14 protein-coding genes are annotated in these 16,358 nt (G+C 59.1%); 6 read left to right on the top strand and 8 right to left on the bottom strand.

Annotated features, from left to right (window positions below; all coding sequences use genetic code 11):
• Positions 1-10 precede the first annotated feature (10 nt).
• Both HNQ72_RS14685 and pncB read left to right on the top strand, forming a co-directional pair.
• Positions 11-961: a 2-hydroxyacid dehydrogenase gene (locus HNQ72_RS14685; protein ID WP_183992910.1), complete on the top strand. Its 951-nt coding sequence runs from the start codon at positions 11-13 to the stop codon at positions 959-961.
• Positions 962-1,106: 145 nt separating this feature from the next.
• Complete coding sequence (gene pncB, locus HNQ72_RS14680) at positions 1,107-2,411, top strand: nicotinate phosphoribosyltransferase (protein WP_183992909.1); 1,305 nt, start codon at positions 1,107-1,109, stop codon at positions 2,409-2,411.
• Between the two features lie 62 nt (positions 2,412-2,473).
• Here the strand turns inward: pncB and HNQ72_RS14675 are convergent, their stop codons facing one another.
• On the bottom strand, positions 2,474-2,872 hold the full coding sequence (locus HNQ72_RS14675; RefSeq protein ID WP_183992908.1) for a DUF1236 domain-containing protein: 399 nt from the start codon (positions 2,870-2,872) through the stop codon (positions 2,474-2,476).
• Between the two features lie 278 nt (positions 2,873-3,150).
• Here HNQ72_RS14675 and HNQ72_RS14670 point away from each other — a divergent pair, with 278 nt between their 5' ends.
• The 3 genes from HNQ72_RS14670 (at position 3,151) to HNQ72_RS14660 (ending at position 6,042) form a co-directional block, all read left to right on the top strand.
• The gene (locus HNQ72_RS14670) at positions 3,151-3,546 is read left to right on the top strand and encodes a response regulator (RefSeq protein WP_183684915.1); all 396 of its coding nucleotides are present in this window, start codon (positions 3,151-3,153) and stop codon (positions 3,544-3,546) included.
• A 61-nt stretch (positions 3,547-3,607) separates the two neighbouring features.
• The gene (locus HNQ72_RS14665) at positions 3,608-4,615 is read left to right on the top strand and encodes an NAD-dependent epimerase/dehydratase family protein (RefSeq protein WP_183992907.1); all 1,008 of its coding nucleotides are present in this window, start codon (positions 3,608-3,610) and stop codon (positions 4,613-4,615) included.
• A 215-nt stretch (positions 4,616-4,830) separates the two neighbouring features.
• Positions 4,831-6,042: a glycosyltransferase family protein gene (locus HNQ72_RS14660; RefSeq protein ID WP_183993151.1), complete on the top strand. Its 1,212-nt coding sequence runs from the start codon at positions 4,831-4,833 to the stop codon at positions 6,040-6,042.
• A gap of 2 nt (positions 6,043-6,044) precedes the next feature.
• On the opposite strand, the gene HNQ72_RS14655 is transcribed toward HNQ72_RS14660, so the two are convergent.
• The 6 genes from HNQ72_RS14655 to HNQ72_RS14630 form a co-directional block, all read right to left on the bottom strand.
• Entirely contained in the window at positions 6,045-7,187 is a 1,143-nt protein-coding gene (locus HNQ72_RS14655; protein ID WP_183992906.1) for a glycosyltransferase family protein, read from the bottom strand.
• Positions 7,184-8,434 (bottom strand): glycosyltransferase family 4 protein, encoded by a 1,251-nt coding sequence (locus HNQ72_RS14650; RefSeq protein WP_373289441.1) that lies wholly within the window; start codon positions 8,432-8,434, stop codon positions 7,184-7,186. The genes HNQ72_RS14655 and HNQ72_RS14650 overlap by 4 nt, the downstream gene beginning before the upstream one ends.
• Before the next feature lie 101 nt (positions 8,435-8,535).
• A complete protein-coding gene (locus tag HNQ72_RS14645; protein WP_373289442.1) occupies positions 8,536-9,705 on the bottom strand; it encodes an ABC transporter permease in 1,170 nt (389 codons plus the stop codon).
• Between the two features lie 2 nt (positions 9,706-9,707).
• A complete protein-coding gene (locus tag HNQ72_RS14640; RefSeq protein ID WP_183992903.1) occupies positions 9,708-10,706 on the bottom strand; it encodes an ABC transporter permease in 999 nt (332 codons plus the stop codon).
• On the bottom strand, positions 10,703-12,607 hold the full coding sequence (locus HNQ72_RS14635) for an ABC transporter substrate-binding protein (protein ID WP_183992902.1): 1,905 nt from the start codon (positions 12,605-12,607) through the stop codon (positions 10,703-10,705). Before HNQ72_RS14635 ends, HNQ72_RS14640 begins: the two co-directional genes overlap by 4 nt.
• On the bottom strand, positions 12,604-14,487 hold the full coding sequence (locus HNQ72_RS14630) for an ABC transporter ATP-binding protein (protein WP_183992901.1): 1,884 nt from the start codon (positions 14,485-14,487) through the stop codon (positions 12,604-12,606). The genes HNQ72_RS14635 and HNQ72_RS14630 overlap by 4 nt, the downstream gene beginning before the upstream one ends.
• Before the next feature lie 179 nt (positions 14,488-14,666).
• On the opposite strand from HNQ72_RS14630, the gene HNQ72_RS14625 reads away from it, so the two are divergent.
• Positions 14,667-15,614 carry a glycosyltransferase family 32 protein gene (locus tag HNQ72_RS14625; protein ID WP_244654366.1) on the top strand — a complete coding sequence of 316 codons (948 nt, stop codon included), beginning with the start codon at positions 14,667-14,669 and terminating at the stop codon, positions 15,612-15,614.
• A 3-nt stretch (positions 15,615-15,617) separates the two neighbouring features.
• Here HNQ72_RS14625 and HNQ72_RS14620 read toward each other — a convergent pair whose 3' ends face one another.
• On the bottom strand, positions 15,618-16,358 hold the full coding sequence (locus tag HNQ72_RS14620; protein ID WP_183992900.1) for a polysaccharide deacetylase family protein: 741 nt from the start codon (positions 16,356-16,358) through the stop codon (positions 15,618-15,620).

Below are 16,358 nucleotides of genomic sequence, written 5' to 3'. Positions count from 1 at the left end.
GGGAATAGCTGTGTCTGAAAAAGGTTCTGTCGTCATCGACCTGAAATTCGAACGCCGTGATGTGGATCGGGCGCTTTCCGGTGCGCTTTCCGGACGGAAGGTCCTGCACGCATCGGACAAGGCGGCGGATCTTTCCAGTGCCAGCTATGCATTTCTCTGGAAGCCGGATCTCGATCTTTTCGAGCGCGCCCCCAAGCTGAAAGTGCTCTTTTCGGGCGGCGCCGGTGTCGATTCGATCCTCGCTACGCCCGGCCTGCCGAATATTCCGATCGTCCGTTTTGTCGATGAGAGCCTCACCACCCGCATGAGCGAGTGGGTCGTGCTTCAATGCCTCAGCCACCTGCGCCAGGCTCCGGCCTATCTCGTGCAGCAGCGCGCCCGCTTCTGGAAGGAATTGCACCAGCCGGAAGCGAAGGATCTGACCGTCGGTGTCATGGGGCTCGGTGTCCTGGGGCAGGATTCCGCCCGCAAGCTGAAGATCATGGGTTTCAACGTCATCGGCTGGTCGAGGACGAAAAAGGCCATAGAGGGTATCGACACCTACGATGCGTCGCAACTCGATGCCTTTCTAGGCCGCACCGACATCCTTGTCGGGCTCTTGCCGCTGACGGGCGAGACGCGCGGCATCTTCAACGGCTCGCTCTTTTCTAGACTTCGCCAGAACGGCGCACTCGGTGCGCCAGTCTTCATCAATGCCGGACGTGGTGGTAGCCAGGTGGAGAAGGATCTGATCGCGGCTCTTGACGCAAAGACTCTGGGCGGCGCGTCTCTCGACGTGTTCGAGCATGAGCCCCTGTCGCCGGACAGCCGTTTCTGGTCCATGGATAATGTAATCGTGACGCCGCACGCTGCCTCTGCGTCCGATGTCCGGGCTTTGCTCCGCAATGCGGAAGTTCAGATGGGGCGTTTTGAACGAGGAGAGCCGCTGCAGCACGTCGTCGACAGAACGACGGGTTACTGACGCTTCCGATCTGCTTGCGATAGTTGAACTGCGTCTGGACTTAATCGATTTTTTTCCCGATAAAGCTGCCGGGAGGTGGGATCATTAGCTTGCCTCCTTAGCGAGTGAGGCCGACCGGTCACAGGCGACCGGGACAGGGGCAGGCATGACCAAGACCGATATCGCAACCAGGGTGTATAATCACAGCTGGAAGCTCGATCCGATCATCCGCAGTCTGATCGACACCGACTTTTACAAACTTCTGATGTTGCAGATGATCTGGAAGCTCTATCCGGACGTCGATGCGACATTCTCCGTGATCAACCGCACCACCAGCGTCAGACTGGCGGACGAGATCAACGAAGGTGCTCTGCGGGAGCAACTCGACCACGCCCGTACGGTCAGTCTCTCCAAGAAGGAGATGATCTGGCTGGCGGGTAATACATTCTATGGCCGCAACCAGATCTTCGAGCCCGAATTCCTCACCTGGCTTTCCAACTACAAACTGCCGGAATACGAATTGTCCAAGCGTGATGGGCAATACGAGCTGAATTTCCATGGCAAGTGGATGGACACCACGATGTGGGAAATCCCGGCGCTGGCGATCATCAACGAGATGCGATCCCGCTCGGCCATGCGCTCGCTCGGTTATTTCACGCTCGATGTGATCTATGCCCGCGCGAAAGCCCGGATGTGGGAAAAGGTGCAGCGCCTGCGCGAACTGCCAGGTTTGCGGATTTCCGATTTCGGCACCCGCCGCCGCCACAGCTTCCTGTGGCAGCGCTGGTGCGTCGAGGCGTTGAAGGAAGGTATCGGCAGCGGATTTACCGGTACCAGCAACGTATTGCTTGCTATGGATAGCGATCTGGAAGCAGTTGGTACCAACGCGCATGAACTTCCGATGGTTGCCGCCGCGTTGGCGCAGACGGATGAAGAGCTGCGTAACTCCCCCTATCAGGTGCTGAAGGACTGGAACCGGCTTTATCACGGCAATCTGCTGATCGTTCTGCCGGATGCTTTCGGTACTGCCGCGTTTCTGAGGGATGCACCGGACTGGGTCGCAGACTGGACAGGCTTCCGCCCCGACAGCGCCCCACCGATCGAAGGCGGCGAAAAGATCATCGACTGGTGGAAGAAGGTCGGCCGCGACCCGAAGGAAAAGCTGCTGATCTTTTCAGATGGCCTCGATGTCGATGCGATCATTCAAACCTACAAGCATTTCGAGGGCCGGGTGCGAATGAGCTTCGGCTGGGGGACCAATCTCACCAATGACTTCGCCGGGTGCGCGCCGACCGAGATCAACGGATTGAAACCGATCTCGGTCGTCTGCAAGGTAAGCGAAGCCAATGGTCGCCCCGCCGTCAAGCTTTCGGACAATCCGCAGAAGGCGACCGGCGATGCGAAGGAAGTCCAGCGCTACCTCCGCCTGTTCGGCGAAGAGGATAGGATCAGCCAGACGTTGGTGGTCTGAAACTCCCTGACAAGTTTAATTGAAAAGCCCCGCCTTGAAGCGGGGCTTTTGTATTGTGGGCGTCACTTGATGATCTGCACCACGGTATGGGTCTGCGGATCTACGATCACGCGCTGGTTGTTGACCACCGTATAGGCATATTGGGTATTGCTCGGCACCGGGGTCAGCACGACCGTTTCGGGAACAGGCTTGCCGACGACGATCGGCTGTTCCACGGTTACGGCCGTGGTCGGGGCGGGCTGCTGTTCAACATAGGTGACCACTTCTTGTGGCGGCGGATCGATTGCCGTGCCGGCGATAGCACCGACAACACCGCCCACAGCGGCACCGACGGGACCACCGACCACCGCTCCCGTCACGGCACCACCGGCGGCGCCGGTCACCGTGCTCTGTTGTGCATAGGCCTGGCCTGCAACGGTTGCTGCGAAGATTGCGCAGGAAGCAAGAATGATATTTTTCATGGTTCTTCTCCTCTTTTGACTTCCGGCGAGAGAACCCGCATGTCGATAAAACGGTTCCGGATGCTTCCTCACCTTTCGCCCGACCCTGAAATATTTGGCGATCACTCAGTTGCCGTCTTCTGGTTCCTTGCGGGATCGTCGTATAGGGAGCTGACGCGCAAAAACGCCGAGGTTCAAAGGCTTAACCACGCCCCTAAAAATGACCGTGATCTCTAAGATACCTATTGCCAAGCGGCAGGCGCCTACTATTTGCCGCTTGAGTGATAGGAGAAATGCGCGTGGAATATCGCTTTCTGATTGTCGAAGACAGCCTGCTAGTCGCCATGGACATAGAGGAGGCAGTTCAGCGTAGCGGACATGACGTGGTTGGCATCGCGCCTGATATGAAGGTAGCGCTCAACTACACTCGTGACACGGATATCGCTTTCGTCGACGTGCGGCTTGCCGATGGCGAGACCGGGCCGGAGATCGCAAAGGTCTTGGCCGAATACGGTATTGTCGTCATCATGATTACCGGAAACCCAGGCGTAGTGGCTTCTGGTGTGAACGGTGTTGTCGGCGTCATGGCCAAGCCTCTCACCGACCAGGCTTCGATGGATCTCATCCAGTTTGCTGTCGATCGCAAAAATGGCAAGCCCGGGGTTCCACCAGCGCGCCTCAGGCTTTTCCATTAGCGCCTCGTTGCTTCGACCCGTTCGGTTGGGTATGTGATACCCATCAACAGCGGAAGCGGACATGCGTTATTTCATCACCGGTACGGCGGGCTTCATCGGGTTTCATCTGGCGCGCAAGCTTTTGCAGGATGGTCACGAGGTTGTCGGCTTTGACGGGATGACGGCCTATTACAGCCTGCGCCTGAAGGAGGCCCGCAATGCCGGGCTGGCGCAGTTCCCGTCCTTCCGCTTCGTCCAGGGCATGCTGGAAGACAGGGCTTCGCTTGAAAAAGCGGTCAAGGCCTTCAATCCGGACGTTATCGTTCATCTGGCAGCCCAGGCGGGTGTTCGTTACAGCCTCGAAAATCCAAGGGCCTATCTCGATTCCAACCTCATCGGTTCGTGGAATATTCTGGAAATCGCCCGCGAGATCGGTGTCGGTCATCTGATGCTTGCATCGACCTCTTCCGTTTACGGCGCAAATCCCGGCATTCCCTTCCGCGAAATCGATAAGGCTGACGAGCCTTTGACCTTCTACGCTGCGAGCAAGAAGGCGATGGAAGTAATGGCGCACAGCTATGCCCATCTCTACAAGGTTCCGACAACGGCTTTCCGTTTCTTCACGGTTTATGGCCCCTGGGGTCGGCCGGACATGGCGCTGTTCAAATTCGTCAAAGCCATGCTCGATGACCAGGAAATCGAAATCTACGGCGAAGGCAAGATGAGCCGTGACTTCACCTATATCGATGACCTCATTGATTCGATCATCGATCTTTCCGGGATTGCTCCATCCGAAAGCAACCGAGTTGCGGATATTGACACGCTTTCGGCAGTAGGCCCGTTCCGGACAGTCAATCTCGGCGGCGGTCAGCCGGTTGGCCTTCTCGAGTTTGTTGAAGTTATCGAAAAGACGATGGGCAAGCGCGCAAGGCGCAAGATGCTGCCGATGCAGAAGGGCGATGTGCCGCGCACATTCGCCAGCCCGAGCCTTCTGCTGGCGCTGACCGGGCGTAAGCCGGAAACCGGACTGGATGAAGGCGTCGATGCTTTTGTCCGCTGGTATATGGAGCATCGGTCTGAAATCGATTGAGCGCGGGCGATGGAAGGCCTGCGGGATAACGACGCATCACGTCTCCATGAAAGGGCTTGCACCTCAAGCCATAACCCCCCAGTTCGAAGCGCATATCGTTCAAGACAGGGTCGGTGAAATCCGCTTAGCTGCGGGCTTTGGCTGGCTTGGCTTCGCTTTTGAAAGACTTTATGTTGCCGGGAAAGACAGTTCAGATGTTACCTAAGGTCAAGGGCATGTCACAGGGTTTCAGAGATGCCCGTATCCTCATGTACAGCCACGATACGTTCGGGCTGGGCCATATTCGCCGCTGCATGACGATCGCCAACCATCTGGTCGAAACGTTTCAGGGCGCGCATGTCCTGATCATCTCCGGCGCAACGATTGCCGGTGCCTTCGATTATCGCTCGCGCGTCGACTACGTTAAGATTCCGAGCGTGATCAAGTTGCGCAACGGCGACTACACGTCGATGGATGAGCACATCAATCTGGAAGAAACGCTGGAAATGCGTCAGGCGATCATTCGCCAGACGGCGGAATCCTTCCAGCCGGATATCTTCATTGTCGACAAGGAGCCGCTCGGTCTCCGGCGCGAGGTAGAAGATACGCTCGTTTATCTTAAGAGCCGCGGTACGCTTCTCGTGCTCGGCCTCCGCGACGTCATGGATGCACCGCATTTGCTGGATGCTGAATGGCGGCGCAACGATGTGATGGCGAAGATCGATCAGCTTTACGATCACGTCTGGGTCTACGGCCCTCCGGATTTCCACGATCCTCTCACCGGGCTCGATGTGCCGCCATCATTACGTCGCAAGATGACCTTCGTCGGCTTCCTACAGCGAAAGGCATGGAAAAGCCGCGCGACGGCTCTGCCGAAGCGGGATGGCGACTATATTCTTGTGACCACAGGCGGTGGCGGTGACGGGTATGAACTCGTTCGCGACGTGATAAATGCCTATCAGGCCGATCCGGATCTGACAGAAAAGGCCCTGATCGTGCTTGGCCCTTACATGCCCGGCGAGCAGCGCGAAGCGCTGACCCAGGCGGCTGCCTCGCATAACTGTCTTGAGGTCATCGAATTCGATAACCGCATGGAAGATCTGATCGCCAATGCGCGTGCGATCGTTGCCATGGGCGGTTACAACACCTATTGCGAAATTCTGTCCTTCGACAAACCGGCGCTGATTATTCCCCGCATGGTGCCGAGGCAGGAGCAGTTGATCCGCGCAATGCGTGCCACGGAACTGGGGCTGGTTGCCATGCTGCATCCCGATCATTCTTCGGATGGTATGCGGCTCTCTGCAGCAATCAAGGAGCTGCTATTGCGGGATCCACCATCTGCAACGGCGCCGGATTATCGCCTTGAAGGTCTGCCCAATCTTTCTGCCATCGTCCAGGAATACCTGCAGGGAAAGCGTCCAGATTATCTCACAGCCGTCGAGAGCTGACATCAGCTCTCGCGGTTGATTTCGCGGCGCAGCAGCCGCGCCGTTTCGCGTGCTCCATCCATGTTCAGGTCCAGATTGGCCTTGCCACGTTGCGCAAGTGCTTTGCCGATCCCGCTCGCAACCATGTCTGGTGTGATTGCCGCTTCCTCGATGAATTCCGCCAGCCCGAGTTCCTGCAGCTTTACGGCGCGCGCTGTCTGTTCCGTCTCACCGCCAGCCGCAAAAGGCACAAGCAGCGACCCGCAGCCGGCTCTCAGCACGTCGCAGACGGTGTTATAGCCCGCCTGTGAGATAGAAAGCTCGGCGCTGCCAAGCAACTGCCGGAAATCGCTCCTGAAGCGAAAGACATCCACCTCGCCGTCACCCTTCGATACAAGGCTGTCGAAGCTTGCCGTATCAAGGTTCGGTCCGGTAATCACGCACCAGCGGCCGGGCGATGCGATCAACTGGCGGGCGGCAACGGCGGCATTCAGCAGTTTCTGTCCCACCGCTCCGCCGCCGGCCGAAACTACCACCCGATATTTTTCAGGCGAGGGAACAGGGGCTGCAGGTGCAACGAGACCGGTATACAGCACCTTGTCCGCGATCTCGCCTGCAAGCGGAAACGTGTCTTCGATCCGTGTCAGGTTTTTATCGCCATGCACGAGCACGCGGTGGAAATGTTGCCTGACCAGCGCCACCGTTTCCTCGTCACGTCCCGGCTTCTTGTTCACCTGCAGGATGTCGCGGATAGAGGCAAAGAGCAGCGGCTTCGGGCACATCGCCTTGATCGCATCGAGAAACGGCAAAAGCTCGAAGCGCATCTGCCGGCGCCCGAACGGAAAGGCCTCGGTGATGACGATATCCGGCTTCGTTTCGCCAAGAACCGCCAGCAACTGCTCCATGCGCTGGCGCTCTCCGTCAGGCCCGAGCGTTGTTCCATCTATATCCTGCAGGCCTGAAAACCCTTCGCGGGACGTGACCTCGGGCATCAGTCGAACATGGTTGATGCCCGGTCCCGGAAAACCGGGCACGGGCAGTCCACCGGTTACCATCGTCACCTCAAAGCCATCCTCTGCAAGAGCAGACGCAACCAGGCTTGCCCGGGCGATATGGCCGATCCCCAGCAGATGCTGGACATAGAAGAGCACGCGCGGTGATGTCATGGCTGCGAAGGCTCCTTGTTGGCGAGCGTCGAATAGGCGGCTGAGAACAATCTCTCCAGATCCGATATGCTGGTCTTGTGGTCGAAATGACCACGAACCTTGGCTTCCGCATTCCTGGCCATGCGGTCCCGTTCCGATGGGCTGCGGATGGCCGTTTCGAGCGCTTTGGCGAGCGCCTGCGGGTCTTCCGGTTCGACCAGCAGGCCGTTTTCCTGATCGACGAACAGTTCGGGAATACCGGAAATCGTTGTCGAGATGCAGAGGATCCGCTGGCTGGCCGCCTCGACCAGAACATTCGGCAATCCGTCGCGATCGCCATCCTTGCCGATACGGCAAGGCAGGGCGAATATGTCGGCCTCGCCATAACGCTGTAGCACTTCCTGCTGCGACATGGCTCCGTGCCAGCTGACGCGGCCGGCAAGCCCGAGTTCTTCCGCAAGCGGCTTCAGCACCTTCAACTCATCGCCGCCGCCGACATGATCGAGCCGCCAGTGAAGATCGGCAGGAAGCAGGGCCAGCGCCCTGAGCAGGATGTCGAAACCCTTTTTCGGCACCGCACGGCCGACGGCCAGGATCGCGATAGGGTCTTCCGGGTTGGAGCCGTCACGCGTTGCGGCTGCGCGATCCGGAGAAGGAAAACGGCTGAGATTGAGGCCGTGATAGCTGAGATGCACCTTGCCAGGGTTCCCTGAAAGCGTGCGCAGGTGGGCGGCGCCGCCGCCGGTGCAGGTCACCGTCCAGCTTGCATCATCGAGCTTGTCGGAAAGCTCCCAGTCGGGGCTTGTCCAGATATCCTTGGCATGGGCCGAAACGGTGAAGGGTATGCCCAGCAACTGCGATGCATACCGCGCGACTGAAGCCGGCGTGTGGATGAAATGCACATGCAGCCAGTCCGCACCCTCTGGCCATTCGCGGGCAAGCACCAGAGCCTGGCCGAAGCGGCGAAACCGGTTACGGCTGATGTCGCGCGGCAGGTCTTTCAGGAAGGCCCTGGCCGCCGCCCGGAAGGATGGCTCACCGAGCCAGTGGAAAAAGGCCTTGGCGACGCGCAGAGGTTCTTCGTGCAGATATTCCGGCAGGTAGTGGACGGGTGCTTCGATCTCGTCATGCACCGGATGCCGCTTCTTGTCGGTCGGTCGGCGCATCGACATGAGTTCGAGCTTGAAGCCGGCAAGTTCCAGGCCGCGCAGTTCCTGCGCGATAAAGGTCTCTGAAAGGCGCGGATAGCCTTTCAGCAGCACGACCATCTTTTTCGGTATGTTCAACGTCGTTCCTTGCGGTCTTTGCCGGTCGATCCCTCAGGGTTCGGCCGGCAAAACCAGTATCCGCCCGCTTTTATGCGCGCAAGTCAGTGATAGGGGTCCGCCGCGTCGCGCAGGCCGTCTCCCAGGAAATTGAAGGCGAGGATGACCAGGATGACCGGGATCACCGGTATGAGCAACCAGGGATAAAGCGCAACGACATTGACCGTCCGCGCCTCGGTCAGAAGCACGCCCCAGCTCGTGACCGGTGGCCTGAGGCCGAGCCCGAGAAAGCTCAGCGTCGTCTCGCCGAGGATCATGCCAGGAATGGTCAGTGTTGCGCTGGCGATCAGGTGCGACATGAAGCCAGGGATGAGATGTCGGCCGATGACACGCCAGTGATTGGCGCCCATCAGTTGCGCCGCCATCACATAGTCTTCCTCCCGAAGCGCAAGCAGCTTGGATCGCACCGCACGAGCGAGCCCGGTCCAGTCCAGCAAACCCAGAATGAAGGTAATGCCGAGATAGATGACGAACGGGCTCCAATCGACCGGCATGATCGCGGCAAGCGCCAGCCATAGCGGAATGCTCGGGATCGATTGCAGCACCTCGATGATACGCTGCACCACTAGGTCGAACTTGCCGCCCCAATAGCCTGCAAGTCCGCCGATCAGGATGCCTAGCACGAAGCTGGTGGTGATGCCGAGAAGGCCGATCGTCAAGGAAATCCGTGCGCCGTAGATCACCCGTGACATGACGTCCCGTCCGAGCCTGTCGGTGCCGAACAGGAACATCTGGCCGCCTTCTGACGGGCAGACGAGATGCCGGTCTGCAGAAATGAAGCCCCAGAACTTGTAGGGATCGCCCTTGCAGAAGAAGCGCAGCCGCTGCACCTGATTGGGATCATCTGTATAGACGCGCTTCAGGTTTTCCATGTCGAGCGTCATCTTCTGGCCATAGACAAATGGACCGACGAATTTCCCGTCATGGAAGAGATGCACCGATTGCGGTGGTGCATAAATGTGATCCATGTTGCGCGTATGGAGATTATACGGTGCCAGAAATTCTGCGATGATGATCGACAGATAGCAGAACAGCAGGAATAGTCCCGAAAACAGCGCCAACCTGTGCCGCCTGAACCGCCACCACATCAAACGGAGCTGGGAGGCTCGCTTGGCAAGCGGCGCACCTTCGCCCGTCTTGTCGAAAGCGTAAGGATCGAATGGGGCTTCACTGACGTAATGCGGCAGCGGCTGGCCGTCCGGTGGCAGTTGCATGCTCATCGCGTCCGGCCTCCGTAAAGGCGAATGCGCGGATCGAAAAGCGCAAGCGCGATATCCGAGATCAGCACCCCGACGACGGTCAGTATGGCAAGGAACATCAGGAAGGAACCCGCCAGATACATGTCCTGCGTCTGCAGTGCCTTGATCAGCATAGGCCCCGTCGTCTCGAGCGATAGCACGACGGCGGTGATTTCCGCGCCGGAAATGATCTGTGGCAGGATCGAGCCGATGTCCGAGATGAAGAAATTGAGCGACATGCGCAGCGGATATTTCGTCAGAACCTTGAACGGGTGAAGCCCCTTCGCCCGCGCCGTCATCACATATTGCTTGCGCAGCTCGTCAAGCAGGTTGGCGCGCAGCCGGCGCACCATGCCGGCGGTCCCGGCCGTACCGATGATAATCACCGGGATCCATAGATGTTCAAGGATCGAGGTCGCCTTGTCCCAGCTCATCGGCTGATTCAGGTATTTCTGGTCCATCAGATGGCCGATCGATGTTCCGAACCAGACGTTGGCGAAATACATGAGAATAAGCGCCAGCACGAAATTCGGCACGGCGAGGCCGATAAGGCCGAGAAGCGTCAGCCCGTAATCGCCCCAGCTATACTGATGCGTTGCGGAATAGATGCCGATCGGGAAGGCGAGCAGCCAGGTGAGGATGATCGTCACAACGGAAACGAGGATCGTCAGCCACAGACGGTCGCCGACGACGTCCGAGACGGGCAGGCGGTATTCGAAAGAATAGCCGAAATCGCCCACCATCATGCCACCCACCCAATGCAGGTATCGGATCGGCAGCGGCTGGTCAAAACCGTAGCGAGCTCTCAGTTCCTCGATTTCCTGCATGTCGGCCGGTTCGCCGATTGCCCGCATCTCGGCGACATAGCTCTCGAAATAGTCGCCCGGCGGCAGCTCGATGATAGTGAAGACGAGCATCGAGATCAGGATCAGGGTAGGGATCATCACCATGATCCGCCAGAGAATGTAGCGGATCATGCGTGATCCTCCTCATACCAGAAGGTGTCAGGCATATAGACGCCGAGGAAGGATGTCGGATCGTAACCGAACAGGGCTTTCTCGGGAATGTTGCGCAGTTTCGAAGAATAGACGAGCGGCTGCAGCGCCTGATTGACGATGCCGATTGTGAAGACGCCCTGTGTGTAGATGGTCAACATCGAATGCCAGATTGTTTCCCGCTCCTCGTGCGTCCCGGCTGTCTTCCAGTCTTTCAAAAGGTCGAGAAGCTGCCTAGCCTCGGCAAGATCCGGTGGATGCCCGTCGCGCCCGCCGGAAAGATAATGAAGCCCCCAGACCGGCCACTGCATCTGGTCGTCGAATGTCGGCGCCAGTTCGTTGGGCGACATCTCGGCCGTCGGCACACCGTTGTCGAGACCCATCCACACGCACATCAGCGTCTCGCCGCCGATCACACGCTTGCGGAAGATTTCGCGCTGCGACACGCGGGTGAATATGGCAATACCGATCTTCGACCAGTGATCGGTGATCAGTTCCAGCACGTCGCTCTCGAACGTGCTTTCCCCGGCGCTTTCGATGATGATCTTTGCTGGACGCCCGTCGGGAAGCAATCGCAAACCATCCTCGTTGCGGCTCGCGAGCCCGGCCTCGTCCAGCAGCCTGTTGGCCATGTCGATATCGTGGCTTGCCCAGGCCTGCTCGTATTCCGGCTTGAACAATGGGCTGTCGGGCAGCACCGAGTTTCCGGCCGCATGCGCCAGGCCGAAGAAGACTGCCTTGTTGATCTCCTCGCGATCAATCGCCAGCGATAGCGCCCGCCTGACGCGCACGTCCTGGAACAGCCCGCGCCAGACATCGTCCTTGCAATTGAGATTGGGAACCAGCGCCACGCGGGAACCTTGCGTGCGCTTCCACAGGTCCACCTTCATCGGCAGCCGCTTTTCGGCGGCTTTCAGGAACGTATAGTCCGAGAAATCGACATTGGCGAACTGCAGGTCGCTGTCACCCGAGCCTGCCTTTGCGGCGATCAGGTCCGGCGCACTGACGTTCAGAACCATCTTGTCAATATAGGGCAGCTGCAAGCCGTTCTCGTCGACGCGATGGAAGAAAGGGTTGCGCAGAAAGACGAATTGTCCGGCAGGCGGCTTGGTGCTGTTGTACCAGGGGTCTAGCGTCGGCAATTCGGGATTTTCCGGCCGCACCGTGCGCGACATCCGCTGGTGCAGGTCGGTCCAGTCCTGCGCCTTGTATGTCTTCAGCATCCCGGCAATCTTTTCCGCGCTCTGGTAGCGTGGATGGAACTGCTTCAGATAGGCCGAAGGCATGTAGATCACGAGTGGCGAAGGCCTCGCCAGCTGAGCCAGAAAGTCCGGATTGGCTTCATCCCAGCTGTATCGCACCGTCCGCTCGTCGAGGATTTCGAAACGCGGTCCGCGGCCATTGACCCTCAGGTCGACCGGAATACCGCCGCGATGAAGCTCCTTGTTGTTCATCACGTCTTCCCAGCTGTAACGGAAATCCTCCGTCGTCAGCGGCGAGCCGTCCGACCACTTGTGCCCCTCCCGCAGGGTGAAGGTGAAGACACGTTCGCCTTCGGACTTGAAGCTCTCCAGGATATCCGCCTGGAGGTTCAGGTGTTCGTCATAGCCCACCAGCCGTGAATAGCTGCTGATCGGCATGAGGCGGATATCGCGCTGGCCGCCGATCAGCATGCGCACAACGCCGCCATGACGCCCTGGCTTCAGGTTCTTCGCGCCGATATTGACCACACGGGGATTGCGCGGCAGGCGCGCGGAGACGTCCGGCAGCTTGCCGGCCTTGATGTCGTCTGAAAGATAGTCCGAACCGGTGAAGGCGGCCTTCGCGTTGAAGGGAATAAGGGCCGTGGCCATCAGCCCGAGCATGGACCGGCGTTTCATCATGGCTGCAGCTCCCTGATGTTCACCTGAGGTTTCGCCAGGACGAAATGTCCGCCGCCGAGGTCGATCTGGGTCAACCGTTCTCCCTCGTCCTGAATGAAGGCGGGATGCCAGTCTTGCGTCGGTTTTCTCGGAATATCCAGAGAATCGAGATTGAGCGGACGGTCGAGGTCGGGGATCGGAACGGCCGCGATCAGCCGTCGTGTATAGGGATGCGTCGGGTTGCGCATGATGATCTCGCAAGGGCCCATTTCGACGATCCGTCCCGCATACATGACGGCAACGCGGTCTGCCATGTAGTTCACCACCGCAAGGTTATGCGAGATGAACAGGTAGGTCAGCCCCAGGTCCCGCTTAAGGTCCTTCAGGAGATTGAGGATCTGCGCCTGGATCGACACATCGAGCGCCGACACCGGCTCGTCGCAGATCAGCAGTTCCGGGCCGAGCGCCAGGGCGCGGGCAATGCCTATCCGTTGTCGCTGGCCACCGGAAAAACTGTGTGGGTAGCGGCTGAGCGCATTGTCGTCGAGGCCGATCGTGCGCAGCAGCCGCCGAACCGCTTCCAGCCGCGTGGCGCGCGAACCGCGGCCATGGATCTCCAGACCCTCGCCGATGATTTCCCGGACCGTCATGCGTGGCGAAAGCGACGAGATCGGATCCTGGAACACCATCTGGATGCGCTGGCGCAGCATGTCCAGCTCTTCACCTTGTGCGGAAAGGACATCGATTGGCCCTTTCTCGCTTTCGAAGACGACGGCGCCGGTATCCGCAGTCAGGCCGCGCATCAGGATCTTGCTGAGCGTGGTCTTGCCACACCCGCTCTCGCCGACAAGCCCGAGGCTCTCGCCGCGCCGGATATCGAAACTGACGTCATCGACGGCGAGCGTCACATTGCTTTCGTGGCTTCCGAGCTTGCGCTTCTTGGCCTTGAAGGTCTTGCTGATATGGTTGACCGAGAGGATCGTCCGCGAGCCGCCGGAATTGAGATAACCGGTCTCCATCAGACTGGCGGTATCGACCGCGATTTCGCGCAGCGGCTTCAGCCGCTGGTCGCGCTTCATCTCGAACGTCGGGATCGCCGAGATCAGCCCTTTCGGATAGGGATGAACGGGTCGGCGGAAGATGTCGTCGACAGTGCCGGCCTCCATGATCTGGCCGCGATAGGCGACAATCACTTCGTCGGCGAGATTGGTGACGATGCCGAGATCATGGGTGATCAGCAGCATCGCCATGTTGAAGCGGGACTGCAGGTCCCGCAAAAGCTTTAGGATCTGCGCCTGGATCGTCACGTCGAGCGCCGTCGTCGGTTCGTCGGCGATCAGGAGGGCAGGGCGACAGACAAGCGCCATGGCAATCATCGCGCGCTGGCGCATCCCGCCCGAAAGCTCGAACGGATACATCGCGTGGACTTTTGCAGGGTCCTTGAACCCGACGAGAGACAGCGTGTCATAGACCCGCTCGCGCTGTTCGGCAGGTGACGAAGCATCATGGATCCGCAATGCCTCGTCGATCTGGTTGCCGATCGTGTGCAGCGGCGACAGCGAGGTCATCGGTTCCTGGAAGATCATCCCGATCCGGTTGCCGCGAATGCTGCGGATCTGCCGTCCGTCCTGCGGCAGCTGAAGCAGATCCACTGGCTCTTCCGAAGTCTCCGGGTCATTGAACAGCACGCGTCCCGAGATCGATGCCAGAGGGCTTTCGATCCCGACGATCGTGCGGCCGATGACCGACTTTCCCGATCCAGATTCTCCCACCAGCGCCGTCACCTTGCCGGGCTTGATCCGCATGCTCAGATTGTTGACGGCTTGAATTCTGCTGCCGAACACCGGGAAGCTCACGCTCAGATTTTCTATCCGCAGCAGGTCGGGCACGAATGTCGTCATCGGGCAGTTTTTCCTACGGTGCCATGCATGAAGATTTCGCATTTCCGCATGACGGTAAAATCAAGTTTGTCGGAATGCATCTTTTGGCACCTGATCAGGTTGACGCTGGAACGGAATTGAACGTAGCGCAGAGCTATGATGATAGTCCATGCCATATGAAGACTGCCGGATAGCTGCCGATGATTAACGAAACAGACTATAAAAGGATGCTTGGCGAAGCCAAGGTGCTGATCCGCTCAGGTAATTTAGAGGCAGCGGGTGGTCTGCTGCAGGAAATCCGGGCGCAGGATATCGGCAAAACCGATGCGCGGACGTCACTGGGCCTGCCGCGGCGGCTGCAGTCGGCACTGTTAAAGCTGGCGAAAGCCGAAGGCGATGCGGTTGCCCGGATCGGTTATCAGTTTCACCTCGTCCCGCCGCCTGAAAAGCTTGCGCGACACGGTGTGTTCTCGGCGCAGGACAAGGCGGCAATGGCCGAGCTGTCTCGCGTCCCGGTGCCGCGGTGCATCCACCAGATATGGCTCGGCTCAAGACCTGTTCCTCCAACCGTTGACGCCTGGGCAGAACATGCCGCGGCCAATGGGTATGAGCATAAACTGTGGCGCGAAGCCGATCTTGCCGAAAATGGTTATGATCGACACACGGCGCTTGAGCATATGCTGCAACAGAGGGATTTTCCAGGCGCGGTAGATGTCGCTCGCTATATGATCCTACGTGACATCGGAGGCATCTATCTCGATTGCGACTGGTATCCGGGCGGTAGTCGCGGCAGCTTCCATGATTTCCTGCCGCTGACGGGATTGTCCGTCTTTGCCGAGGATATTCCACGCAATACCGGTGCCGGAAGCGTGCTTTTCGCCAATTCCTTTATCGCGACGCCCGCAGGAAATCCGGTTTTCTCGAGACTATGCGATGCGCTGCCCTCGGTGATCGATGATTTGGGCGACGCTCCCGCCTGGTGGTCGACGGGTCCGCTGATCTTCACGGTGGTTGCCAGATCCGGTCCGGTCAGCCTCGCAGGTGCCGGGTTCGTTGCGTCTTCCGCGCCTGCGGGCGCGTTGCTTCCGGATGTCCAGGCGATGGCTGCCGATGCCGACGGTCTGCTTATCCCTTGGAAGCCCTGGTAGCTTTCAACGCTTGTGCATCAATGCACTGACTGGAACCCACTGGCAGGCCGGATGGTCGGCCGTAAGAGCGAAAAAGTCGTCGAGAAAATCCCAGGCCGCATCATCGTGGACGAGATGATGGGTAAGCACGCCGAGGCTTGTCGATTGAGCGTTACCGGAGCCGAGGCGGGCAGCGGCCTCGGCGTAGAGACTATCCATCGGATGTCCGCCGCGCGTGCCTTTCCAGTCGATGATGTCGACATGAGTATTCACCAGCCGAAGTGGGCCCCCGTCTCGTTCCGGTCCGAAGACCGAGAGCGCCTCGTATCCAAGCGAAGGTAGCCGGTCGACAAGTGCGGGCGCGATGCGGTTCCATGGCGGCACCAGCAGCGGCACGGCGCGATCGCCGAACAGGCCAGCGACCCGCTCCAACCCTTCGGCCAGCCGCGCAAGCACCACATCCTCACCGCGATGCAGCCCGAGTTCCTGTTTTTTCTCCGATGCCGGTGCGTGGTTTGTATGATCCCAGCCGTGGACGGCGACGGATATCAGCGGCAGCTCTATCAGCAGTCGGGCCAGTTCGGTTGTCGCATCGGCAGGAATGGCGGCGATCGTCATCGGCGCATTCCAGCGTTTCGACTGCTCGAGAAGCCGTGACAGCGCCGCAGTCGGTTTGATTGCGTCATCATCCCGCAGCCACAGCTGCACCGTCCTGCCGTTGACGGCATAGGCGTCCAGCGTGTCGATGAAGTGTTGTCTGCTCAT

The organism is Aliirhizobium wenxiniae, from assembly GCF_014201355.1.
GTDB lineage: Bacteria > Pseudomonadota > Alphaproteobacteria > Rhizobiales > Rhizobiaceae > Neorhizobium > Neorhizobium wenxiniae.
Note: the sequence above shows the minus strand (reverse complement) of the source record. Positions and strands in the feature narration are given on the sequence as shown.